This is a genomic window from Acidovorax sp. 106 (genome assembly GCF_003663825.1).
In the GTDB taxonomy this organism is placed as follows: domain Bacteria; phylum Pseudomonadota; class Gammaproteobacteria; order Burkholderiales; family Burkholderiaceae_C; genus Acidovorax.
Genome location: NZ_RCCC01000001.1, coordinates 3,958,293 through 3,983,323, shown reverse-complemented (window position 1 = coordinate 3,983,323; position 25,031 = coordinate 3,958,293). Strand labels below are relative to the sequence as shown.

At 56.5% G+C, this 25,031-nt stretch carries 13 protein-coding genes and 1 pseudogene; 4 read left to right on the top strand and 10 right to left on the bottom strand.

Annotated features, from left to right (window positions below; all coding sequences use genetic code 11):
* Positions 1-4 precede the first annotated feature (4 nt).
* The 3 genes from C8C98_RS17530 to C8C98_RS17520 form a co-directional block, all read right to left on the bottom strand.
* Positions 5-313, bottom strand: coding sequence for a hypothetical protein (locus C8C98_RS17530; protein WP_121455329.1), 309 nt, complete (start codon positions 311-313; stop codon positions 5-7).
* A gap of 29 nt (positions 314-342) precedes the next feature.
* Positions 343-813 (bottom strand): Spy/CpxP family protein refolding chaperone, encoded by a 471-nt coding sequence (locus C8C98_RS17525; RefSeq protein WP_121455328.1) that lies wholly within the window; start codon positions 811-813, stop codon positions 343-345.
* A 173-nt stretch (positions 814-986) separates the two neighbouring features.
* Positions 987-2,255 carry an HD-GYP domain-containing protein gene (locus tag C8C98_RS17520; protein WP_121455327.1) on the bottom strand — a complete coding sequence of 423 codons (1,269 nt, stop codon included), beginning with the start codon at positions 2,253-2,255 and terminating at the stop codon, positions 987-989.
* Between the two features lie 463 nt (positions 2,256-2,718).
* Here C8C98_RS17520 and C8C98_RS17515 point away from each other — a divergent pair, with 463 nt between their 5' ends.
* Positions 2,719-3,972 carry a site-specific integrase gene (locus tag C8C98_RS17515; RefSeq protein ID WP_121455326.1) on the top strand — a complete coding sequence of 418 codons (1,254 nt, stop codon included), beginning with the start codon at positions 2,719-2,721 and terminating at the stop codon, positions 3,970-3,972.
* Positions 3,973-4,211: 239 nt separating this feature from the next.
* Positions 4,212-4,403, top strand: a pseudogene (locus C8C98_RS17510) (transposase); the annotation flags it as partial.
* Between the two features lie 87 nt (positions 4,404-4,490).
* Here C8C98_RS17510 and C8C98_RS22085 read toward each other — a convergent pair.
* From C8C98_RS22085 to C8C98_RS17490, 6 genes are all read right to left on the bottom strand, one after another.
* Positions 4,491-4,805 carry a hypothetical protein gene (locus C8C98_RS22085; RefSeq protein WP_233574585.1) on the bottom strand — a complete coding sequence of 105 codons (315 nt, stop codon included), beginning with the start codon at positions 4,803-4,805 and terminating at the stop codon, positions 4,491-4,493.
* 214 nt (positions 4,806-5,019) lie between these two features.
* A complete protein-coding gene (locus C8C98_RS17505) occupies positions 5,020-9,273 on the bottom strand; it encodes an RHS repeat-associated core domain-containing protein (RefSeq protein ID WP_121455325.1) in 4,254 nt (1,417 codons plus the stop codon).
* Positions 9,261-13,193, bottom strand: coding sequence for an Ig-like domain-containing protein (locus tag C8C98_RS21830; protein ID WP_158600181.1), 3,933 nt, complete (start codon positions 13,191-13,193; stop codon positions 9,261-9,263). The genes C8C98_RS17505 and C8C98_RS21830 overlap by 13 nt, the downstream gene beginning before the upstream one ends.
* 13 nt (positions 13,194-13,206) lie before the next feature.
* On the bottom strand, positions 13,207-16,059 hold the full coding sequence (locus C8C98_RS21635; protein ID WP_147436403.1) for a hypothetical protein: 2,853 nt from the start codon (positions 16,057-16,059) through the stop codon (positions 13,207-13,209).
* 37 nt (positions 16,060-16,096) lie between these two features.
* Positions 16,097-16,909, bottom strand: coding sequence for a rhodanese-like domain-containing protein (locus tag C8C98_RS21630; protein WP_147436401.1), 813 nt, complete (start codon positions 16,907-16,909; stop codon positions 16,097-16,099).
* 41 nt (positions 16,910-16,950) lie between these two features.
* Positions 16,951-21,789 carry a choice-of-anchor U domain-containing protein gene (locus tag C8C98_RS17490; RefSeq protein ID WP_158600180.1) on the bottom strand — a complete coding sequence of 1,613 codons (4,839 nt, stop codon included), beginning with the start codon at positions 21,787-21,789 and terminating at the stop codon, positions 16,951-16,953.
* Between the two features lie 411 nt (positions 21,790-22,200).
* On the opposite strand from C8C98_RS17490, the gene C8C98_RS21625 reads away from it, so the two are divergent.
* Complete coding sequence (locus tag C8C98_RS21625; RefSeq protein WP_147436400.1) at positions 22,201-23,322, top strand: hypothetical protein; 1,122 nt, start codon at positions 22,201-22,203, stop codon at positions 23,320-23,322.
* On the opposite strand, the gene C8C98_RS17485 is transcribed toward C8C98_RS21625, so the two are convergent.
* The gene (locus tag C8C98_RS17485) at positions 23,273-24,085 is read right to left on the bottom strand and encodes an IS5 family transposase (RefSeq protein WP_121454226.1); all 813 of its coding nucleotides are present in this window, start codon (positions 24,083-24,085) and stop codon (positions 23,273-23,275) included. The genes C8C98_RS21625 and C8C98_RS17485 overlap by 50 nt on opposite strands.
* Before the next feature lie 334 nt (positions 24,086-24,419).
* Between C8C98_RS17485 and C8C98_RS17480 the strand changes: the two genes are divergently transcribed.
* Positions 24,420-25,025 carry a tetratricopeptide repeat protein gene (locus C8C98_RS17480; RefSeq protein WP_121455322.1) on the top strand — a complete coding sequence of 202 codons (606 nt, stop codon included), beginning with the start codon at positions 24,420-24,422 and terminating at the stop codon, positions 25,023-25,025.
* Positions 25,026-25,031: the final 6 nt, after the last annotated feature.

The following is a 25,031-nucleotide window of genomic DNA, read 5'->3' as shown; positions in this document are numbered from 1 at the left end:
ATTTTCACACTGCAGCGCTGTCGGCAACGCCTGCCAACGCCCGGTGCCGCAGAATCATCCGGCGCAAGCGGGCTTGCGCAGGACCATGGAGCTGGTCGAAATGGTCGGCCGCATCCAGCAAAGCGGGCAGCAGGCTGGCCGCCACATCGGGCCTGCGGGCTGCCAGGCCCATGGCATGGCCTCGATCAAACCGGGGCCCCCACACCAGGGACATCAATTCATCGTGTGGCTCCTCCAGCCCAGCGAGCAACTGGGGGCCATGGGCGCGCAGGCCTTTGGCCAACTGGTGAACCGGTTGCATTGCAAGGTGCATGGTGCGCTCCTGAGAAGCTGTTCAAACTGTCAGCCGTGCGATGCCATCCAGCCACGGCGGCGCTGCATCATGTCGCGCACTTTTTGCTGCTGGGCGGGTTGCAGGCTGTCATAAAAATCGCCCAGCGCGGCAATCACAGCAGGGCCGCCAGCCTGCACAGCGCGGGTCTTTTCGTCGAGCAGGGACTGGGCAGCCGATCGGTCAAACCGCTCGCCTGCCACCAGGGCCTGCACCTGCGATCGGGGGTCACCTGCCGCACCGGCCATGGCCTTGCGCTGGGCCAGCAGCACGTCGGTCAGTGCCTGCAGCTTTTGCTTTTGCTCGGCATTCAGGTCCAGTTTGCTGCCGATGCGCTCGACCATCTTGCCCTGCATCTGGGCCATCTGCTCAGGGCTGGCATCGTGGTGCCAAGGCCTTGCGCTAGAGCAGGCTGTGAGCCCACCCAGGGCAATGCTGGCGCCAAACACAGTGAACAGGGATTTCTTGATCCAGGACTTCATGACAGGACTCCTCACAACACAGCGTTGAACATGAACGCCATGGTGCCGCCCGCGCTGGCAACCGTCGTCTCTGGGCAGTTTCGGTTTATTGCGTTTTGTTTCAGCGCCCGGTTGCCCTGGCGGCGTACGAGCGTTGACTCAAGGCTTGTCCGCCACTCACACTCGGGCCCGCGTCACGCCCCCATCGCCAAGGAGTCACACAGCGCCAGCAGCTGCCCCGCCTCGGGCTCAGGCAACTGGCCTGCACGCAACAAGGTCGCACGCTGCACGCCACGCAGACGGAAGTACAACTCATCCTCCAGCGCTTCCACCTCGGCAGCGTCTGCACTGAGCAGGGCTGCGGGGTTCCACAAGCCGCTCTCGTTCCAGCCCGTGCGCAAGCGACCCAACAAGAACTGCGCCAAAGCCAGCGCGGTCTGCATGGCAGGCAACTGGGCCACTTGGGCCAGTGCCAGCACGCGCTGCTCTGCGCCCGCCAGCACATCACCCAACGCCGCCAGCCGTTGTTCAATCTCGCTGGCCTGCAGGACGGCAGACTGCGGCGGCTGAGCGCCTGCCGCCTGGGTGATCTTGCCCACCCAATGCAAATCAAACTCGCCGGGCACCGCACGCAGCGCCACGCTCGCATGCAGCAGATGGCTGTACGGACTGCGCAGCGCATTGAGCGTGGCCTCAGTCACTGCCAACAAACGCCCCTGCGGGGACATCTTCCCGCCCCCCAAGGCGTTGGGGTAGCCAGATTGGTCCAGGCGCTCATGGTGTTCGGCAATCGCCCGCGCCACCTCTGCCGGGTAATTGGTGAGCTGCGCCACCAACAAATAGCCCACATGGGGGTGCACAACCAATTGCTGGTAGCTGGCAAAGTCCAGATCGCGGTCCGCCTCAGCCTCGCCATGCAGTGGATCGATGTACATCTCGCCCACATCGTGCAACAAGCCACTGAGCAAGGCCAAACGCACCGCCGCGTCGTCCCCGCCATCCGCCGCCATCAACGCCCCGTTGAGCGCCATGGCCGCCACGGCATGCGCGTAGTGCGCAGGCCGCGCCGTTTGGGCCGCCGTCAGCAGCAACTGGGCCACGGGGTGCAGCGTGATCCCCCCTACCAAGGCCAGCAAACGCGGGGCATGGGGCTGCAATACCGGCACCAGCGGCGACGCACTCTGCAACACATCCTGCACGGTCTGCACCAAGCCCGCCACCGACACGCCGTCCTCGGCAATCAGGCTGGTCTCCAGCGGCTGACGCAATTCGCGGTCCAATAACCTGCGCTGCAACGAAGCAGACACAGGCTGGTTGCCCGCCCACAGCTTCACGCCGGAAATATCGTAAATATCGGTGGCCGAGATGATGCGGCGGGTTTCGCCAGCTTCCAAAATCGTGGCCAGCGCATGCGGGTTGGCTGTGCCAAATGCGCTACGGCTTGCAGTCGTCGATGACGTCATGGAGAGTCTCCCCAAAGCTTGGTGCGCTGATTATCTGCCCGAGCACCGCAATTGCATCAGCCAAGCCGCGCAAATCACGCACACACCTTGCCGCACAACAACGGTTTGCCCCAACCAGCGCAAACCCGGATATAGCAACGAGCGGCCATGCTGGAGAATGGGGACGCAAAGAAAAAAGCCCAAGTGACGAATCACTTGGGCTTTATCTTGGCGGAAACGGAGTCTCCCTCCGCCCAATCCAGACGAGTCCAACTCCGTCTAACACAGCAGCGCAACCAATTGATTCATATTGGCTTTTCACAAAGTCTGCGCTCTGCAATGTCCAATCAAATCCTACAAAATCCACTCCAATCGTATTTTTTTTGGTAGATACAATGGTGGAATAAATTCGACCTCAATTCAATGAAGCAGGAAATCGGCCATTGACTCCATAAAAGGCGAATACGACATAAGGATTTGAAATATGGCACGAAAGGCCAAGGAACTCTCGGCACTGGAAGTTGGACGATTGACCTCTCCAGGACATCATGCAGTGGGGGGCGTAGCAGGACTCTATTTATACGTTGTGGACTCAGGCGCAAGGTCCTGGGTTCTACGAACAACTGTGGGCTCTAAACGTCGTCACATGGGCCTTGGCGGCTTCCCTGAAGTGCCACTGGCCAAAGCCAAAGAAAAGGCACGTGCAGCCAAGGAGCAGATCACTCAAGGGATTGATCCCATTGCTCAACGCATTGCGATTGCCAGCAGCCTCAAAGCGCAACAGGCTACTGAGATCACATTTGAGAAGGCAGCTCAGGCCTACATCGAAGCCCACGGAGAAAGCTGGAAGAGCCCCAAGCACAGAGCGCAATGGAGCGCCACGCTGATGACGTACGCGTATCCGCACTTTGGCAATTTACTGGTGAAAGATGTTGTTCAAGAACATGTCCTCAAAGCGCTCGAGCCCATCTGGAAAACCAAAACAGAGACAGCCACGCGACTGCGAGGACGGATCGAGAGTATTCTGGACTGGGCGACGGTGCGCAAATACAGAACAGGCGACAACCCAGCCCGATGGAAGGGGCACCTGGACAAGCTGCTACCAGCCCCCGGCAAAATCCAGAAGGTGGAGCACCACAAAGCCCTGCCCGCATCTCAGATGTCAGCCTTCATCAAGGACCTGCGAACCCGCGAAGGGCTGGCGGCCCGCGCGCTGGAATTTTCCATCCTATGCGCATCACGCAGCGGAGAGGTGCGTGGAGCTCGCTGGACTGAAATCGACATGCACCAAGCCATTTGGGTTATCCCCGCCGAACGCATGAAAGCAGGCAAGGAACACCGAGTGCCACTGAGCACTCAAACCTTGAAGCTACTGAAATCGATACCAAAATCAGAAGCCGGAGATTTGGTATTCACATCCACGACCGGCAAGTCTCTGTCTGATATGGCACTCACTACCGTATTGCGGCGTATGAAAGTCGATGCCGTCCCCCACGGATTTCGCTCGACCTTCAGAGACTGGGCAGGCGAAATGACGAACCACCCACGCGATGTAGCAGAACAAGCTCTTGCACATACGCTGGAGAACAAAGTAGAGGCAGCCTATCGCCGGGGTGATGCCCTTGAGAAAAGACGGCTCATGATGCAAGAGTGGGCGGATTACTGCGATGCATCGACTCATGCTGAACAGGCGCCAAAACTAAGCGATGCGTTCACGGGTGGCTGGCGTGTGAGCTGAGGCAAGGCGACACACCAAACGCTACAAACAGAATTTATTGCAGCGGCATTGGGTGTCGCAGGTCTTGCACTACGCCCCACTGGAGGAAACTGGTATTGGTGCCTGCTGTGAGCGCGCTGAGGTTGAACGTTTTTGGCTCTAGCACTGGCTTGGGCTGACCAGGGCTACACGGGTGAAACGGCATCCAAGCAGCGCAGAGCAAAGGCATTGAGCTGCAGATCGTGAAGCTGCCCGAAGCGAAAAAAGGCTTTGTGCTGCTGCCCCGGCGCTGGGTGGTGGAGCGCAGCTTCGGCTGGCAGGCGAGATTCCGCAGGCTCTCGCGGGACTACGAGCGGCTACCCGAAGTGCTCGGTGGACTGTATTTCCTGGTGTTTGCGGTGCTCATGTTGCCCGCTACCGCCCGGGTGCTGGCTGCCGCGGGAAATTCATAACACGCTCTAATGCAACAAAGCCAATTTAGAGAAATTTGCGCTTCATTTTTCAATCCACCATAGGATGCGAGCCCGCTCCGTCACACCTCAACTGAAAGTGCACTCGTGAGTGGCGTAATTTAGCTTGGAAATACTATAGCTTGGGCTATATATCTTCACACACCCACCACTTGAAAAAATCAAATAACTTTTTTCAATGAAATGCCCGACAAATCGAACCCGTCGCCCCTCACAGACAAGAGCACCACTGCAGAAATCACCTCGCACAAAACTTGCCATAGCCTCTTCATCCATTTTCTCGTACAAAAAAATCAATACAAAGGCAGTAGAGGCATAAAAAAATAAAGATAACAAAAAACAAGTCCAAAATCCACCCAAAAACTTATCTCCACGCACCTTCATTCGAAATCTATTAACAACAAAATATAACAACCAAAAAAAATTAAACGGAATCAAAATTATAAATACCGTCGAAACATAAAATTCCCCCCCAAAAAAACAAAAAATACACAAAAAAAACTGAATTAAAAAATTAATCCAAAAATACCTTTTGCTCATGAAAATATAAGTATGACTATTCGCCAAACTTGCCATAAAAAACCACACTCACAACGAATCATTTTTTACATTCTTCTTCACATTTCTTCGAGACAAATTTTTCAAAAGAATCTGATAATCCCGCTTCATTTCCCAGCTTCACACCGCTCAAATCACCGCCAACATCTTCAAGCCACCCGTCAAATCCGACATTATTGTTTCTTGCACTGACAGCAGATCCAATAGGAGAATAGTATCCAAAAAATACAGTTCCCGATACCGCAGCTCCATAACGCGCCCAACCAGCACTTCGCACAAACCTATGTTGAACCAAAAAATATTGCAAATCGACCCCATCAACAACCAGCGGCAACCCAAGCTCCTGTAAAAAAATTTGCTCCTGAGTTATATCATGGCTATATAGATCGTCACCGCGAATCCACGGATTATCTTTCTTTGTAGCCATCTTCCTCAAGGCATCGCATAAAGTAAATAATCCAAATGGATCCACCAATATTAGTGGATTGGCATTGCTATAACCGTAAGTATTAATTCCACCATTAAGCCCAATCGGATCCCGCTGTACATACCGCCCCGTGCGTGGCCAGTAGTCGCGGAAGTAGTTCTGGTGTAACCCGCTCTCGTCGTCGTAGTACTGCCCTGCAAACCGCAGGTTCATCGTGATGACGCTGTTGGTGTCTACATGGGTTTCCCCAAACGCTTTGCTGATCGCCTTCCACGTTTGCGCGCCAGATTTGTCTGTCCCCAGTACCGGTGTTTCCAGGTGGTCTGTGTGCAGGTAGTGGTATGCCGTGGACGCGTTGCTCAGGCCGGCGTTTTGTGGGTTGGTTTGCGCTTGCCACAGGGGGGCAGTGCTCCACAGGCCCGCTACCCGCGGGTTCCAGCCATAGGCTTTGGTAAGCATGCCGTGGTCGTTGAGTTCTGCCAAAAGGCCACTGCTGCTGTAGGCGTAGTAGGTGGTTTGGCTATTGCCACCTTGGATGGTGGTTTTGCTGATTCTGCGCCCGAAGGGGTCGTAGCGGTAGCTGGCTTGTATTGCGCCGCTGCCTGCGTTGTTACTGCTGCGGCTTTCTTCAAACCTCACCAGCCGCTCTGCAGCGTTGTACTGGTAGGTCTTGATGCTTTGGCTATTGGTTTCTTTTTGGGTGTGCCCTTGCGGGTCGTATTGCACTTGGGTCGCCAGAGTTTGACCATTTTGCTGCGCAGGGTATTGCGTCAGTTGATTGACTGCGTTGTAGCTCCAGGCTCCCGGTTGATGGGCACTGCTGGTGCGGTTGTGAACGCTGTCATAGGTGTAATGCTCTGTGGGCAAGCCCAGAGTTTGCAGGGCTGTGTCGGGCTTCGCCTGAGTGAGACGGCCAAGGGCGTCGTGGCTGTATTGGGTTAGCCCCAAGTCGCTGGTAATTTGAGTGATGTTGCCTGCAGGGTCGTATTGGTAGCTGCGGCTCATCAGGGTTTGGTTGGCGGCGCCTTGCACTGTGATGCCCAACGGGCGTTGCAGTGCGTCAAACGTTTGGGTTTTAGTAGCCCCAGGGGTTTGGATTTTGGTAGGTTGCAACCATTGGTAGTCGCCGTAGGTGATGGCGCTGCCGTTGGGTAGCTTGACTTGGGCCAGTTGTCCTTGCAGGTAGCTGTATTGGGTTTGGCTGCCGTCTGGGTAGGTATGGCTTGCCAGTTGGCCGTCTAGGTTGTAGCTTTGCCCCACCGTGACGGCGCCGGGGTTGTTGCCCAGTTTGGTAGCGCGCTGGGTGATGCGGCCCAAGGCGTCGATTTGGTAGGTGGCTGCGCTGATGGCTTGGCCTTGGCCGTCTTGTTGGTCGTAGGCAATGAGCTGGTTGTTAGCGTTGTATTGGTAGGTGATGCGCTGGTCGAGCGTGGTGCCTGCCTGCAGGTGTTCTTCTACCGTGAGGTTGCCCACTTTGTCGTATTGGTAGCGGCGGATGTTGCCGCCGGCATCGGTGCGCTGGGTTAGCTGGCCTGCTGCGTCATACTGAAAGCGCGTGATGCCGCCACCAGGGCGAGTTTCTTGCAGCAGTCGCCCGGCTTTGTCGTAGTCAAAGCGGTGGGTGTTGCCCTTGGCATCGGTCACGCTGGTTGCGTTGCCGTGTGCATCCCAGGTTTGTTTGGTGCTTTGGTTCAGGCTATCTATGGTTTCTACCGTGCGACCAAATACGTCATAGCGGATGAGTGTGGCGTTGTCAGCGGGGTCCATCATGCTGATGCGCTGCCCCAAGGCGTTCCAACCAAAGCGCCACGTGAGGGCTTGGGGGTTACTCACGTTGCCATCGGGCGTTTGAATGATTTGCGTGACGCGACCGAGTGGATCGTACCGATACGCCTGTTGGAAAGTGGGGTACTTGACGCTGGTGACGCGACCCGCCAAGGCGCTGCCCTCCAACCCGTAAACGATTTGGGTTGCGTTGCCGGCGGCGTCCACATTCCCTGTGCGACGCCCTAGCCCGTCGTATTGGGCTTGCAGTTTTTGCCCGCCGGGGGTGGTTCGAGACAGCTGACGGCCAAGCGGGTCGTACGCCCGCTTGGAGATTTGCCCCAAAGGGTCCTCAATGCTAACAATGCGACCTTTGGAGTCGTAGCCAAACTTCCACGTACTGCTCAGTGCATCCAAATAGCTGCCAAGTTGCCCGGCATTGTTGTATTGGAACTGCTTGGCTCTGCCCAAAGGGTCTTGCCAGCGCAGGTAGCGGCCAAGCTTGTCATGCTGGGCGCTCCAGGCGTTGCCCAAGGGGTTGGTCAACCCCACCAAAATACCTTGATGGCTGTAACTCAACTGGGTGCTGTTGCCCACGCCGTCTGTGACGCGTGTGAGGTTGCCCCAGGAGTCATAGGCGTAGGTTTCCGAGATGGCGTCTGCGCCTTGTGCGCCGCCAGCACCTCGGGTGTAAGTCAGTGTGTTACCCCATTGGTCATGGGTGTATTTGTGACTGATTTGCTCAGGCAAACCGGCAGCCTCGACAGCCTCTACCAAGTTGCCTTGGCTGCTGTAGCGCCAGGTAGAAATGGTGCCCAAGGGGTTTACTTGCCGAACGATGCGCCCTTGCGCGTCGTATTTTGTGCTGACGCTACTGCCGTCTGCATATACGACGCGCAATGGTCGTAAGTCTGCGTCGTATTGGGTGGTGGTGGTTTGGCCTCTGGCATCAATTAAACGATGCTGGGCAGCACTCTCAATAATGCGCTCCCATTGCTTTTGGCCTTGCAGGGTGAACTCCAGGTGCCAACCGTCTTTGTTGTACCGATTTTGGGCGTTGCTGCCATCCGGGCGTTGTATAGAAATAAGATACTCTTGTCGCGTGCGGTTGTAGTCAATACGGTAATCCCACCGCGCGCCAGATTCATCCGTGAAGCTGGCGACTCGTGCATTACGCGGTTTTGGGGCCTTCGTACTGCCGCTACTTGCGACTGCCCCGGATGTGCCGCCACCGCTGCCGTCAGAAGACCCGCTGCCCAAACCTGCAAAACCGGCAGCTGCAGGTAACTCTCCAGGATTCGAGCCATAAGACACGGTGACGCTGGCTCCCGCAGGGTTGATGCGCTTGATGATTTGATTGTGGCTGTCGTATTCGTATCGCCAGGCTTGGTTTTCGCTATCTATGACTTGCTCTAGCAGCCCTTGCGAAGACCAGCGGTACTGAACGCTGCTGCCTGAGATATCGACGATATTAGAAATGCGTCCGCTGGGGTCATAGTTCAGCGTATAGATTGTTCTACCCAGGGGGTCTTGCACATTGACAAGATTGCCACCGCTGTCACGAACAAAAGTGACTTTGGCACCATTAGAGTTGTTGTAACTCAGAATAGCGCCTGATTTACTGTATTGAATAGCATTACCTAGTGGGTCATACCAACGCCAGCCACTGACTGTTTTCTCAATCAGGTTGTTGCTGTCAAAACGATAGACCTTGCCCGTTGAACCGCCTGCTGCTTCGCCTGAAAGGCTCCCTGTACGCTCGTAAATACTGCCTGCACGCTCAATGGCCAGAACCCCGCCCATTGGATCTGGTATCAAGCGCAAGTTCGCCCATGCAGGGTTGATGTACCACTGCCCAGCAGCCCAAGTTCGCAAGATCGACACCTGGCCTGCTAGGGTTTTCACAGTCAGATCCGTGCCTTTTTCCGTGTACTCCTGATTGGGCAAAAGAACTTGCTGCGCTTGGCTAGCGGTAGGAAGCAACAAGGCCGCGACAAGGCGTATAAGCGGCAGTATGAACCACATTCGTTGGAGGGCTTGCATAAAATTTAATAAAAAAGTCTTCTCGATCGATGCGATTTCTCTGATCACTACGGCTTGCATGGTGGGGGGGGTGGGGGCCCACCGCCGCCGCCGCCGCCGCCGCCGCCGCCGCCGCCGCCACCGCCACCGCCACCGCCACCGCCACCGCCACCTCCTCCTCCTCCTCCTCCTCCTCCTCCTCCTCCTCCTCCTCCTCCTCCTCCTCCTCCCCCTCCTCCTCCTCCTCCGCCGGTGCCACCACGTGCACATGTGGAGCAACCCTCAGGTGGGCACCTAGTGAGAGAAGTAAATATGGGGCCTCCAACCCCTCCACCACTTCCGCCCCATCCTCCGCTACCCCCACCGGTACCTCCGTTCGATCCGCTCGCCCCACTACCCACAGCGGAGCAACTTCCGCCGAACAAACGGCTGATGTTCAGACAGAAGCCCCCCGTACTCGTATCTCCTGCAGCACAGGAAAACTTGAAATTCACACATGCACTGGCTCCATAGCTACTGCAACTTGCTGCCTTAGCGACTGCGTCAGCTTTCTCCCGAGGCACTGCAGCGCTCTTTCCTGTGGTCAAGAGGTTGCGAATGGCCTGCTGCACCTGAATGCTTGGGCTGTAGCCTGTGGCTAGCGGCAACAACTTGGTGGTGTCATTGAGCACCACACCGCTCTTGATGGGCGCAATCGCCGTGATTCGGTAGGGAATAACCACGCGGGACTTCGCGGCCAGCTCTTTGGGCATTTCTCCAAAAAACTCATACCGGTAGTTTTGGTCTGTCTTGGGCAACGTGAATTGCAAGTCGTCTGCACGCACCAATCCATAGTTGCTCACAGTAATCTCGCCTGTGATTTCCTCGCCCACCTGCATGTCTGGAAGATTGATGCTGGCGGGTTCCATCAAGACGACAGGTGCTGGAACCTGAGTTTGGTACGTTGCCTCCAAGGTGATGTGGTACTCGTCCTTGATGGTGGTTTCCGTCACGCTGAACTCAACGCTGATCAACTGGCTGTCCAGGAAGACGCGCTCACTTGCCGTCAAACCGGCACGCACTTGCACGCGGCCGCCAGCATCCGTGTGACCGGGTGCACTGACGCGCCAGCGGTAGTTGCCCGGAGCCAAGCTGGTCGCCTCTGCAATCCCTTGATCGTTGCTGGTAAGGCTGCGGATATCCGCCGTCAATGCTTCGTTTTGAAGCTTGATTGTGGCGCCTGCCAAACCGGGGATCAACTGGCCGTTCTTGTCCAAGGTGTTGGTGTAGATGTCCACCAGTTTGAACCGCACGCCACCTTGACCACTCTGTGCCACAGCAATCGTGACGGGAACTTTGCCACCTGCATCGTTCTCTGCATTGATGCGCAGCTCGTATTGGTAGTAGCCGTCGCTGATATCTGCGCCTGGACTGGCGACGATTTGCAAGCTGGTGGATTGCCCGATATCGAGGTTTCCGATATCGGAACTGCTCGCCAAGCGCACCCAGTTGGGCGGAGTACCGCCGGTCGGCGTGAGCAAGGTGGCCTTCACGGCCTGCGCTGCAGCCAACCCTTTATTGGTGACAGTCACGACACCACTGGCGGATTCCCCCTGCTTCACACCGATTTCCACCAAACTTGGTGAAGGGCTCAAGCCCGGGGTCGCTTCATGGAGCTGATAGTCCAAACGCAGCTCAGCACGCGGCGTAGTACCACTCTCTTGTGCGAATGCCTTGAGGATGATCGTGCCTGTGGCGCCTGCAGCCTCACTCCCCTTCAGCGTCAACGTCATTGGCACGGCGGTGCCTGCGGCTACATCGATCGGCTGACCGAGATCGAGTGTGATGCCTGGAGGCAAACTACCCGAAGGCTGGTCAGCGGCTTGAGCGACCCACCGCACCGCCTTGGCCCCGGTGCCTGCGCTGGCTCTCACCTGCAGTTGCACTGGAGTCGCCTGCCCCCGTATGGCATTGAGCTTGTATTGGCTGTAGTTGAAACTCAGGCGGTTGATCGTGAATTGCCCGGCTGCGGGCCTGGACGCATAGGTGCTGTCGTCGGGATGGACAACGTACACCGAATAGGTTCCAGCATCATTGGACTGCGGCACAAAGCTGTAGCTGAACTGCCCCGATGCATCACTGACCAATGTGATCCGACGCTCGAAGCCTTGCACACGCAAAACCAGCTTGAGCGAGGCGTTGGGTACAGACTGGGCAGAACTGTCTGTGGTCGCAACCTGTCCAGTGATGATGATCGGCTGCTCGCCAAAGGACAGTGCGGGCGTGACATTCAAAGCACGAGTGCCGTAGGGCATGACCGGGGCAGGAGGTGGCGGTGGCACCTGCTGCACTTGCACGACGCGCTGAGTCTGCGCCGACTTTCCGGAAACGCCCCTAGCAATCGCTGTCAGCGTGTAGCTGCCATCAGGCAGTGCACCCGTGTTCCACTCCACATTCCAAGGTGCAGCAGTGAGTGTCCCGAGCACGACGGGGCCCGTGGCGGTATCCGCTTGAATCTGTACTTGTGAGATTCCGCTGGCATCAATCGCACTGACCTGTACGTTGACCAAACCCCTCACGATGGCTTGATCGCTTGGGCTCAAAAAGGTCACCGTCGGTGGAGGCTGCACGTATGACACAGCAACCGCCGCACTGAATGGGCCATCGCCACGCGCATTGATCGCCCGGGCCTGGAGCGAATGGGTACCTTCCGCTGGAAGCTGAACGCTACCGGCAAAGTTGCCAGTGCTATCTGCGGCATAAAGCTGTCCAATCACTTGCCCATTCAGGGTCACCTGTACATTCGACCAAGGCTCCGCCGTCCCGGCAAAACTCAGGAAGGACGATGTAACCGTCGCACCATTCGAAGGGCTCGTAATGGCAGCAGCGCCGGGACGTTGCATATCCAAAGTGAAAGGCACATTGATGGTCGTGATACCACCTTCGGGATCACGTGCGATGGCCGCGATCGTGTGCGCGCCATTGCTGAGGTTTTCAAAACGAACTACGCCACGAGCTTCCACCGGGCTTGCTTCGGTGCTTGGCGCAGGCGAGGCACCATAGCTGCCGCCAGCAACTGGCGCACCGTCAACGTAAGCTTCCAGTTGTGTAACGCCCTTGGCACTGTATGCGCTGAGCACAAGCTCTCCTGCGTTGCGCAGCGTAGCGCCCGCAGACAGGGCTTGCCCCGCAAAACTGAGTGTCATCGTTGGGCCGGGTTTCCCCGAAGGATCCAGCGTCAGGTAAGGCTGATAAGCCACGCCTGAGCTGACCCTGCTGCCCTGCCCGGACGGATTACCGGCACTGTCTCTAGGGCCCGTAGGATGTCCCCACCAATTGTTTGCAGCCTGCACCACGGACTGTGGTGAGTCATTCAACACACCGTACGACGTGTTTTCTGCCAGACTGCTTTGGGTAATCGTTGGCGTTGCCATCAAGCTCGAACGCAGACCGATTCCATTGCCAACAATCCGACTAGATTGGATTTGAGGGGAGCCTTGCCCCGTCACCCAAAGGCCTACCGGGCTTCGTTCCAGGCGCAGATCAGAAAAGACAAAGGAGCCGCCTTTCAGATTCAGCGCCGCACCAGCATTGGCCAGTGCTGGGGGAACATTCTGAGTCCCACCCGCATACCGCAAGGTGAGTCCGTTGATGCTGATGTTCGCGGGCTTCACCTCGTCAGACAGAAAGACACCCAGCCAATCAGCGGCAGCGGGTGTGCTGCTGGAATTGCTACGAACAGGAGTGCTCGCCGTCGAGTCATGCTCACTGGTGAAAACCACGCCTGAACCGGTTCGCAGTTGATCTCGGACCCAAAGCCCGGAGCCAGGCTTCTGTGCATTGGCGCCCGCGCCAAACTTGACCACGACTCCATCAGCAACAGTCAGTTGAGCATCTGCCGCGGCGGCGGTCTGAGCCAGGCCCAGTGCCAACCCAAGACTCACAAAAGCCAGCAGGCATCGGCGAATGAGGGACATGCCTAGAGTGCAAATGAACTTGGAAATAACCATCATTAAAAACATTATTTGCACTCCACTAAGCCGGTGGCCTCACGTCAAAGCGCTTTGTATGCACAGGAATGCCAGGCACGTTGATGGTGAGCAGAGAAGTCCCCAGCGAGAGAAATTGCAATTCAACAGAAATACATTCCTGACGAGCACTCCACATCACCGGGGCAACCACAGAAGCTACGGCCTCGTCGGACATCTCCACTTGGATATTCATGTCTGACAATGAATAGCTGCGCACACCCCACGCGGGCGCAGAAAGGCAGATTTCATAGGAGCGAACGTCACCCACATTGGCGGTCTCAGCCAGGTCCCAGCCTCTGGAGTCAATAGAGAGGCTGGGAGGCACCACTTTGATGGATCTTCTTCCAACGTCGGGGTAAACATCTGGAAATGCCGGGACAGTAGCTTCCAGATTTACCTGTCCTGGGCTCAGGCCCGTAACCTCCAAATACGCGTATTCCTCGTTGGGCTTAACTTCGACAGGCGATGTCGCACTGCACACAGAAGCATCAGAGCACTGAATATGGACATTCAACGGCTGCGAGAGAGATGCAGGGCTCCCCCGATACGTCGCCTGCACGCCAAACTTGGCGGTGAATCCCTGCACAACGGTCAGAGCTGAGCAATCGCCACAAACTGCACTCATCGCGATCTGGTCATCAGCCAATACGGTAACTGGCTCAGTTCGACTACTCATGCCGTTGGCCGTGCTCAAGCCAATGCGATAGCTGCCACGGGTACTTGCCTCGCCCACATACAGAGGGACGGTACATGCTGATCCGGGCTCAATACGCGCTTGAGTGACGGGGGCTCCGCCCTCCGGTTGATCATAGATTGCGCTGACCAAGCCAGCAGGCACTTGATCAGGCAAGCTCAGATCCATCACCCATGCAGCACTATTCAATACTTGACGGTTGTAATACGGTGCGGCCTCAGGAACGGACAAGCAGATGCGGAAGCCCTGACGAACGCCCATGAATCTCTCTGAATTGACACCGTTGTCATCGGTCGTGTCCCAATAGTCAGTCCAAACCAGATGGGGCTTCACAACATGCACATCGGCCACGGCCGCCACCGCGTGCTCAGCCGATGCATGTAACTTAGTCACACCAGCCGCATACCCGATGACTGGAACATCAACCGTATCCCCCCAGTAAGGGAAATAGACACTCTGGGCAGAACAGACCGATGAGTCCTCGCAAGTGAGGGCTACAGTCAGGCGGTCGTATCCGTGGTAGCTGAATGGCTCCATTTTTCGGCGTAAACGGACCTTTCCAATCAAACCTTCGCCCACCGCAATCTGCCCGCTTCCAGAGACAGCCTCAATGAATAGCTCGGTCGGCTTGACCACTGTGATGTTGTTTTGACTTGCAGTAAATCCAGCACCACTCAGTTGCAATCGAGCGTTACCGGGGGCAATAGCTTGAATTTGGAATGAAGGCGTCGTTTGTGGATACAGGTTCTCTCCACTGACAGAGGCCTCGTTGACAATCACTTTCAGGACAGAAGGAGCGGAGCTATCCATCTGCGCCTTCAGTCCACCCTTTGGCGCTGGTGGAACCACTTGTCTGACAGAGATTTCAAGCTGCTCACCCACCAGCATGCGACTCGGAGCAAGGAATTCAGCATAGAGACCAGAAACGAATTCCAGATCGACCGAGCCCTCGCGAATGGCATACCCGGCTGGAGCCTTTGCACTCACAGTGGCCGTTGTCCCGGAGGCCCCTCCCTGGACGACGAAAGCGCCACGGCTCTCGCCCCCGGCAATCGCAACGCTTGCAGGATGCTGCACCGCACCCGCAGGGGTACTGAACAACGGTACTGCTATCCCACCGCTAGGCGCAGGTTCGGATAGATCAACGTACACCGTGTATGGAGAGCCTGCCAACATTTGATTGTGACTGGGCCAAACGCTCAAATCGACGTAAGGAATATTTGCCACTTCCACCCGCACTCCAGCTGTACCCAACTCAGGATGAGAGACAGATATGGAAGCTGCGCCAAGCTGCGATTGCGAGGAAACGTTGAAATTGACTTCACTTGCCCCCTCTGGAACCCTCAGGACGCCAGGGCCTTGCACGATATAAGAAGCGGATGAAACGAACGAAAGGTCCCGCCCCCCCTGAGGGGCCGGTTGCGTCAGCTTCAAGCGCAATGGCACATTCGAGTTGCGCGGTACTTTGATCTCAGCAGGCTCAATCAGCATCTGCGCAAGACCGACCTCCACCAAACCTTGCTCAACAAAATAAGGAATGCCTGCCAATGCCCAGCTGACTTGCCCCGTGATCACGCCCGCAGGCACCAGCACGGCATCGATCAGGTTTCCCTCAGCTGTAAGCCCCTTGCCAACAGGCGACGATTCCAGATCTATTCGGACAGCGGGTCCATTGTTGAATCGCAGCGAAACACGGTTTAGCGTAGGAGAAGATTTTTCGACAACGAGACCGCTGCCGTACTCGACACGTACATAGTCCCATTGGGTTTGCTCGTTTCGGGTTCCTTCCGTGAAACGCCACACCCCCCAGTCGCCCGGGGCTGGCGATGACTTGGCTGAAGTAATGACGATCGGCTGATCTTGAGTCCCCACGGCACGCACAGCCCCACGCATGACTGTGAAGCTGGACGACGGCTCCATGCGAATTTGCACGCCAGGATCTACAGTCAACGTAGCGTCCTGATCCAGCGTCACATTGCCTTGCACCGTGACGGGAGACTGCGCCGCAGTCCAGCGAGTGTTCGCTGCAATAGAGCCAGAGACGGTCAATGCCCAGGCGGATTGGGATGCGCAAACACCCAACAGCAGTCCCACGAAGGTTGCTGCGGTGCTTCTCACCACGCTCAACCGCCGCTGGTTTGTAGCGTCCTTGAGGACTTGCATGAATGAACCGATAGATCGCATGAAAAATCCCAAATGCTCAAGAACCACACGAGCGAGGCAAAGGACGCCCGGCATGGGCCGCCGACTGCTGCTGCTGTTGCAGATATGCGTTGTAAGAATCCCAACCGCCAGAGAGCCAGGCCAGAGCTCTTGCGCCGGGCTTGTACGGGGTTTGCTGCAGTCGCGCTAACAACGATTGCCCACTGGCCTGGTTTGGCGTGAGCAGCAACCATTGCTGGTGTGATCCCAGCGGCTTTGCACGCTCTGCATCGTTCAGCGCTTGCACAAGTGCTGCGTCATCCACCGACGACGGCAAATTGACTTCTGGTTTTCCTACAAGGCTCTGTACTTGCTCTGGACGCAGACCAATGCCGATCAACCGCCACTGGCCATCCAGTGCACCGAGCCAAGCCTCTTGCGGCGTCACCATGTCCACGGACTGGATTCGCGCCCAACTTCGCGCACCGCCGAGCAAAACCTGCACTTTGGAGAAACCTTGCTTGCGTAGCGATAGGCACGCAGTTGTCAAAGCACGCAAATCAACCCCTGTTCCTACCAAAGTCAGAGGCTGGTCACGCAAATAACGGCGGTCCGCCACCGACGGCAGCGGCAAAGCAACAGCGCCAGGCAGAGGAGCCACCGCAGCCTCCCTCACATCGAGAGCCATTCCCCCAGCACGCCGAGCTTCCACGACGTCGACCCAACACTGCGTTTCTTGCGCCGAATACGAAAGTGCTTCGGTATGGCCAAATTCAGGTACCGTGGGCTGGGGGTAGTCCACGCGCAGGCACGCAGAAACCTCCGGCTCCTGCGCCCACGCTGGCAAAGCAGTCGCAGACAGAACGAGCATGCACCCCACCACAAGCGGGCGCAAAAAGCGTTCCCGGACCATCATGTGCCCCGAGAGTTGCGGCGCTGTACAACCCCTCCAACCGCAAAGATCAACAGGCTCAGGAACATCAGAACTCGCCAATCCATGACAGGGATAGGCGCTGGATCCGTCGCGGGGATTGCGGCAGCAATCACTGGACCACCGGGATCCCGGATCACGCCGTTGACCGTCAGGTCGTCGTCACCAAGGCCCCCGTCTTTGATCGTGTAAGACACCGTGTTACCGCTGATTCGCAGGTTGTTTGGTGGGTACCAAATCTTTCTGCCGCCAGAGGTACGGGTGACCCCGTACTTGAGGTAGCCCGTGATCCCACGCAGGTCTGGCCAGGTCGTTGTGATGGTGACTTCGCCGCCTGGTGTGCAACTGACCAACTCAAAGTCAAACACGCCATGTGGCAACAGGATCTGCCCCAGCACAGGTCCCATTCCAGAGGCAGGCATCATCCTGGTTGCGTCGGGGTTGAACGCACAGGAGGCGCCACCACCAGAAACACGCGCGGTGACTTGCCCCGTTCCGGTCGCAGAAGTTCCAGTGAACACCGGCGTTGGCACCGGTGCAGCCACGTTGGTCATGCCAAAGACTTGTGTAGCAGAAGCGTCAGACGCGATTGCGACGCGCACTTGATAAGCCCCGGTCACCGCATTGGCACGCAACAGCGGAGATACAGCGGTCCCGTTGAGATCGGTGTTGACCAAAATGACGTTGGAGGATTGGCCTTCAAACTGTGCAGAAGCCCCGCTGGATGGCACTTCAAACCGCACGGCTACGCCGCTCTGAGGACGGCTTTGTGCATCCACCACGCGAACAGTCAGTGGCTTACCAAACACCACGCCGGTGCGTGCTGACTGGCCATTGCCGTCGACCGCCAACAAGCGCAGCGACTGCGCCAACTGGTTCTGCAGAGAGAAGCTCACACTAGAGGCCGCCCCTTGGGCTGCCGCACTGACTTGATAGGCGCCCACACTCATGTTGGCGCGCACCCGAGGCGATACGGCAATGCCTGAAGCGTCTGTAGTGACAAGGGCCGTCACGGCACTTTGACCCGCGCCTTCGAAAGCCGCCCCAGCACCTGTTGCGGACGCAATGGCATCAAACTGCACGGACACCCCGGCCTGTGGGCGATTCTGAGCATCCACTACACGAACACTCAAGGACTTCCCAAACAAGGTGCCAATCGTGGCGGACTGACCTTGCCCATCGACAACCTGAATGGTCAGGTTTGATGCGACCAACGGATTGTTTTGCAGCGAGAACATCGCAGAAGAATTCAGCCCGTTGACGGTAGCAAGCGCTTGGAAAGTGCCTGCAACAGCGTTCGCAGCCAAGCTCGGAGAATGCGCAACGCCTTGGGAGTCCGTCACACCGACTGCACTTGCATTGCCTCCAGCAAAGCTTGCGCTGGCACCTGTGCTTGGAAGCTCAAAACGCACAGACACACCGGCCATGGGGCGGCCACGACCATCCAGCACCTGCGCGGCGAGCACTTGGCCAAAGACCTGCCCAACAATCGAAGTTTGTCCGCTACCACCAACGCTGGTGATCTGCGCAGGAGTCAGCGCAGGATCAGGAGTCCAACGGGTTTGGAGCAAGAAGAACCATCGGGCAACGTCCAAACGCAGCTCCGCAATCGATGGAGCGGAAGGCAAGGTCGACAGCTGGTCCAAACTCGCTTGCAAATTCCCAAGCAACTCAATCGCAGTATTCCAATCACTTTGTTGCTGCGCCTGCTCAACCTTGCCCAGGGCATCACGGGCTTGAGCGACAGCTTCTTGCTGCTGTGCCCCAACTGGCGTGATATCGGCCAGAGCCAGCTTGATGCGCGGGACCAATGTATCCAGCCCCAGTACTTGCAGCGCAGTGGTTTGCGTGGCGAGCAAGCCCATATCAGACGTATCCAAGAGCTGCGATTTCGCCTCGGCAGCGCCAGAGGTCAAAGGCATCATCAACTCCAGTTTGACGATTTGCTCCTGGCCCGCAGGCAATGCAAGCGCCCATGACGGCTGCGCACTCGATGAAGCCCCTTGAGCGGGAGGCTCCGCATCGCGATAAGTGACGCCAGACGTGAGGTCCATCTTCAGATTGACGGACTTTTCAGCGGCCCCTACAGGGGCAAGGCTTCGGGCTTTGACTTTCAGGCCGAACACGGAACCCGCCAAAGCAGGCTGAGTCTTCGGAACAGGAGTCAATGCGAGCAGACGCTGCTCAGCAAATTGCGACCAAACGCCGCCGCTCGATGCAGCGTCGAGCAGATCAAAGCCCGCCAACAGGGATTGACCCAGACCATAAACATGGGACGCGATGGCTGGCTTTCCGGAAGCGACATAGACTCCGTCCAAAGTAGCAGTATTCAGCTGTAGCGGGTAAGCGGCACCGAGGGTCGGCATCGCCGTACCACCCGCCAGGGCGACCTGGAGGTTGCTGCCCAGAGCGGTCTCTTCGAAGGTTGCGCCAAATACATCAGAGACTCCACGCATAGAAACTGCGTTTCCTCCGTCCAAGACCACAGAGTCTCCCCTGCGTACAGCCGCGCGGACTTCAGCCTGGGCCGTGGCATCCAGACTGCTTGTTCCCCCCGCAAACCACAGGACGTTGTATGCACCGGTGCGCATAGCAACTCGCCAATCACCCGACTGTGTCACAACCAAAGCCCGGATAGATCGCGCTGCGAACCAGGCGCGAGCAGCGTCAGCCTTGCGCACAGCACAAGCTTCTGCGTCTTGAGACGAGCTAACTTCTGGACATTGGCTCCACACCAACACTTGGGTCTGCGAGTACAACTCTTGTGCAATCTCCGCGCCACTCTGCGGATCCTTTTGCACCAGCAGGTTCACGCGACTTTGGTTGTTGTCGCCCACGGGATCTTTGGTCTGCGAGCCAATGGCTGCGGTCCACGTGATGGACCGGGACTTACCGTCGCTCAAAGGTTGAGCAAGAGCGTGCACCGTAAGAGTGGCCGACTGGTCTTTAGACAGAGCACCGACATTCCAAACCGATCCATCAAATGCGCCCAAACTCGCCGTGACGATCTGTTGAGACAGTCCAGCCGGAAGCGCCGCTTGAACCGTCACGCCTTGCGCTGTGTCAGGACCCTTGTTGGTCGCAGTGATCGTGACGATCGCAGTCTTTCCGGGAATCAACTCGTAAATGTTGGACTGCGCAGTCACTGCCACATCTGCTGATGAAGTCTGGCTGCTACCGTCAACTGGCTTGCGCTTGGAAATCACATAGCCGCTGGCATTCGTACCTGCGAGGAGCACGATATCGCGGATCAAACCGTCCGAGGCAACACCACCCGCACTGCCAACGACCCAAGTGCCATTGATCCAACCGCTGCGCTCACCCGCTTCCAGCTGATACCGGCCTGGCATCAGGCCGCTGTAGGAAAATTTTCCTTGAGGATCTGTGTATGCCTGAATCGATACATTTCGGCCCTGGGCATCAACCCCCTTCAGGGCAACCATGAGGTTGCCTTCCGGTGCTTCGCCCGCATCGCGCACACCGTTGCCGTTCGCATCAAGATAGGCCGTGCCGCCCAACGTGGCCGTAGAGCTGTCCGAGAAAACCAGGGTGTACTGTCCCGTCGTGTTGCTGTCAAAAACGTGGACGTAATAACTCCAGCTCAGGTCGCTATTGCGCGATTTGGAGAGCCAGAAATTTTGAGCGAGCAGTTGCTTGCCATCGCTGCGCAGGACTTGAGCAAGCACACGAGAGCCGCGCGAAGGGTCGGGTAACTTGACATGCACATGGCCTTGGGTTGCAGGGAACTGCAATGCGAGGTTTCCGCCCGAAACGGTATTCAACGAAGCTGCGCCAGACAGGTTGAAAACCGGGTTGTCTCCGCCCTGGGAGTCGTAGACCCGGTAACCGTCGCCCTGTTCAGCCAAGAAGTCATCAATGTCATCCTGGCCCGGCAGATCAACACGGACATCGCGAACCAACTTATGGGTCACGATTTCTTTGATCAGTGATGTCACCGCTCCACCCAAGGAATCGGCATGGACAAAACTGGCATTGAACTGGGTGAATCTGCCCGCCAGCGTGGTCTGCATCAGCCACCGCCCCATCTTGGCGCTCTGCGGCGCGATATCGCCAAAATCCAGCAGCAAGCTCTTTCCGGCGATCGCGTTGCCCACGTATCCACCCAGGATGGTGAAGTCGATCAGCAAACCCTGGCGGTTTTCCACGATCTTGGGTTGTGCGGATTCAATTTGCAACTTCGCGGCAGTACCTGCTCCAACGTTGGCAACTCGAACCCCTAGCGTGAACGGCTCAGAGGCTTCTGTCTCTGGGGTGAATGGGTCGTCCCCGAAAACATCCGTGGGCAAAAAGTAGTCAAGCCGCAAAAGCGGCTGAGGACGGACAACAACGTAGTCGGGCGTTACTTCAACGGTGCTCGTCTGACCGTCCAATGTGTAGGTGACACGCGCGCCGATGTAGTAGAGGCGCCCTTCAGAGGTGGTGCCACCAGCGCCCTGCGAGGGAATGATCAGCCAACGGATATCAGCGGTAGCTTTTGCCGCCAAACTGGCACTGCCATCGATTGCCGTCAGACCCGTCAAATTATCTGTACGTACGAAGAAAGAAGCGCCTGATGCATTGGCATCGGTTGTGGCGACAACGTCGTTTTGATCCTGATCTTTGAAAAGCAGGTCGATCTTGACGTTGGACAGAGCGCTCGTTTCCAAGCCGTTTCTGATGACCATGTGGGCATCAAAAGCCTGGCGCTCTAAAGAGAGCTTTTGCTCAATGACGATTTTGACTTCGGCACAAACCGAATCTTGGGCATTGGCTGAGCGCCCCCATGCACCGCATAACGCGGTCAAGACCAGGACGGTCATCCACAGCCAATTCAGACATGCGCACGCCGACACGCTGAGTTGGTTAAGTCCAACTCGCACCCCTCCCAAGCGCATATGCGCACTCCCTGATGATGAAGTTACGTGGCGCCTAGGGACGCTCTGGTTCGCAACTTTGTTTGTGTAGTTTTAGTAAAGCCGACGAGCTTATCGGATGAGCACGCCAAACACGCAACAAAACGTCAAAAATTTGATGAATATTAACAATTACTCACACACAGTCACTTCGTTGCGCTGTTGGCCCAATGCGTAATTTTTGGCACTTCAAGCAGATTTCATTTCAGATTCTTACCGTGAAGATATCCACCCCCTCTACGCAAGTTATCTTTCCAGCAGATTCCGTCCTCTGCGACGCGGACGCGTAGTGAAGCACCCAGAAAGGTTGAACAAGCGATGAGCAAGAACACTCAGGTAAAAAGAACAAAGGTGAATGAAGATCCGGAAAAACAGGCACCGGCCAAAAATCCTGCTGATAAGCTTTCCCAACACAAGGCTGAAACCAACCCAACGCTCGCCACAGGGACCGAGGGCAAAATTCTAAATTCAGGATCTTTTTTCACTCGGCTAGCATCCAGTTTTGCCGTTTTATCCGCAATTGTTTCACTTGTGGGATACGGCGTTATAAGCGGGATGGTCCTAACCTTTGGACACAGCCAAGATACGCTGATCAACTCAGGATTTGACTTGATCACAATGGTTTGGCCTGCGGTGTTCGTGTTCATCACTTCGCTGAACTCGGTTCTGTCTTTTGACCTTCTCATTTCCCTCTGGGAAAAGGGGAAGGTAACAGTGTGCGCATTCGCTGCCACAATCTTTCTGCTGCAAGTTGTTTTGCTATGGCTTCGCCCGTGGCAAGTAGACGCTAGCGCCTTTCGGCAGAAACTGAGGGGTTTTTCGACAAAAAAACGGTCTTTTTTTGAATCCGTCTGCTTGGCTGCTCCCGGGGCAGTTCTTTTCGGGGCAGGTTTCTTTGCAATCCAAGTGACAGGCGCATTCATAGCCATTTCACTGCTTTGCTTGGCTATATTTTTTCCTAGCCTGGGATATGTCAGCGGGGCTGCCTATACACAAAAATATGTCGTAGAACCTAAACGATGCGCATCTGCATCGGGGCGAACTACCCGGCTGGAGCGAGACACACCAAAGTCCAAGAATCAGATGCAGGAATATGGTGCAGACTGCGTCATTGTGCATTCACTGGATCCTAGCAAGCCATTTTTTCGAGCTGGTCGCACAGTCCTATCCTCTTCCAGTTTCATTCTGATCTGGGATTCAGAATCAGGAGGAGCGCATCGAATTCCACTCTCAGGCATGGGCGTTAGCTCGATCGGGGAAGAGAGCTTCCAGCAAATGCACCAACTCTTGGTCAATTACTCATCTTCATGTTTATCACTGACCGGGGACGGGGAAGCGTTGGTACGGAGAATCGACCAGGTTGCCAACGATGCGTGCAAGTTAGAGCGTGTTATGAACTTCCCGCTGCAGCCAGCACCCGTGCGGCAGCGGGCAACATGAGCACCGCAAACACCAGGAAATGCAGCCCGCCGAGCACTTCGGGTAGTCGCTCGTAGTCCCGCGATAGCCTGCGAAACCTCGCCAGCCAGCCGAAGCTTCTCTCCACCACCCAGCGGCGCGGCAGCAGTACAAAGCCTTTCTTTGCCTCGGGCAGCTTCACGATGTGCAGGTCGATGCCGTTGTCCTGCGCCGCTTTGGATGCCGCTTCACCCGTGTAGCCTTGGTCTGCCCAGGCCAGTTGTACCGTGTGGCCCGTGGCCTGCTGTACGTCTTCGCACAGGCGCTGCACCTGCGCACGTTCCTGTTCGTCTGCAGGCGTGACATGCACTGCCAGCAAGTGGCCCAGCGTGTCCACGGCCATGTGCACCTTGCTGCCGCGCTTGCGTTTGTAGCCGTCGTAGCCTGCACGTGGACCGCTCTCGCAACTCGATTGCAGCGTGCGCCCATCCATCACTACTGCGCTGGGCTGGCCCTGGCGCCCCTGTGCTACGCGAATGATGGAGCGCAGATCCGACACTATCGCCTCGAAGCAGCCCGCGTCAAGCCAACGCCTGCTTTGCTGGTAGACCGCCTCCCACGGCGGCAGATCGTTGGGCAGCATCCGCCAGGGCGCTCCTGCGCGCACCAGCCAGCGCAGCGCGTTGAAGACTTCGCGCAGATCATGCTCGCGCTGGGGCGCGTGCTGATTCATCAAGGTCAGGTAGGGCGCAGCGAAGCTCCATTCTTCATCGCTGACGTCTGTCGGGTAAGGCTTGCGGGGCATCTGCAAACTCTACCCTTGGCTCCGTGCTCACGCAGCAAAGTTCATAACACGCTCTAAGCGCGAGACAAAGTAAAAAAAGGCCCGTCGAAATTGCGATGGGCTTTTTTATACGTTCTACCTTTGATTTTCAGCACGAAAGCAGAAAGACCGCTTGCAGTAGCTAAAAAGTCATTGCGGACATGCATCTGAATTCCTGGTTAGGGCCCGATAGCGCCCCTCACCGTGGGGCAGAATCCGGCCAGAAGGCGACATTAAAACTGTTACTTGCGCCCCAGTACTTTTGCGCTCCTGCTTTCTAGAATCTCATTTTCAATATTTTGTCGTTTGCATAGCAATGATTCGTCTAGTTCTTTCAATCCTTCTTTTTTCTGTTTTTCCTCAAATAGGTCTTGCTCAACAGGATGCGTTGAAGGCCCGCAATGATGCGGTTGCAAGACTCTATTTGCTGGGTCAATATGACCGAGGGATAGCTTTAGGAAAAGAAGTTCTTTTGGAAACAGAGGCGGGACTTGGGTCACAGAATCCAAACCTGGCTTACACACTCAATAATCTTGCCTTGCTCCATGTCGCTCGTGGGAATTTTGACGCTGCCGAGCCTCTTTATAGGCGGGCGCTTCAAATTATGGAGAAGGCCCGTGGACAGAATGATCCCAACTATGCAGGCACACTTGTAAATTTGGGCGATCTCTGCCTAGCAATGGGAAAATACTCGCAGGCAGAGATTCACTACAAACGCTCGCTGGGAATAAAACAAATCTGGGCGGGGCCAGACAGCCCAAATACTGCAATTAGTCTGCACAAGCTCGGCAGTTTTTACAACTCACAAGGGAGGCATAGGGAAGCTGGCCCCTTGTTGAAGGATGCATTGAGAATCAATGAGAAGGTATACGGACCAGATCATCCTCAGATTGCTGCAAGCTTGAGTGGCATTGGGCTTTAGTTTCTT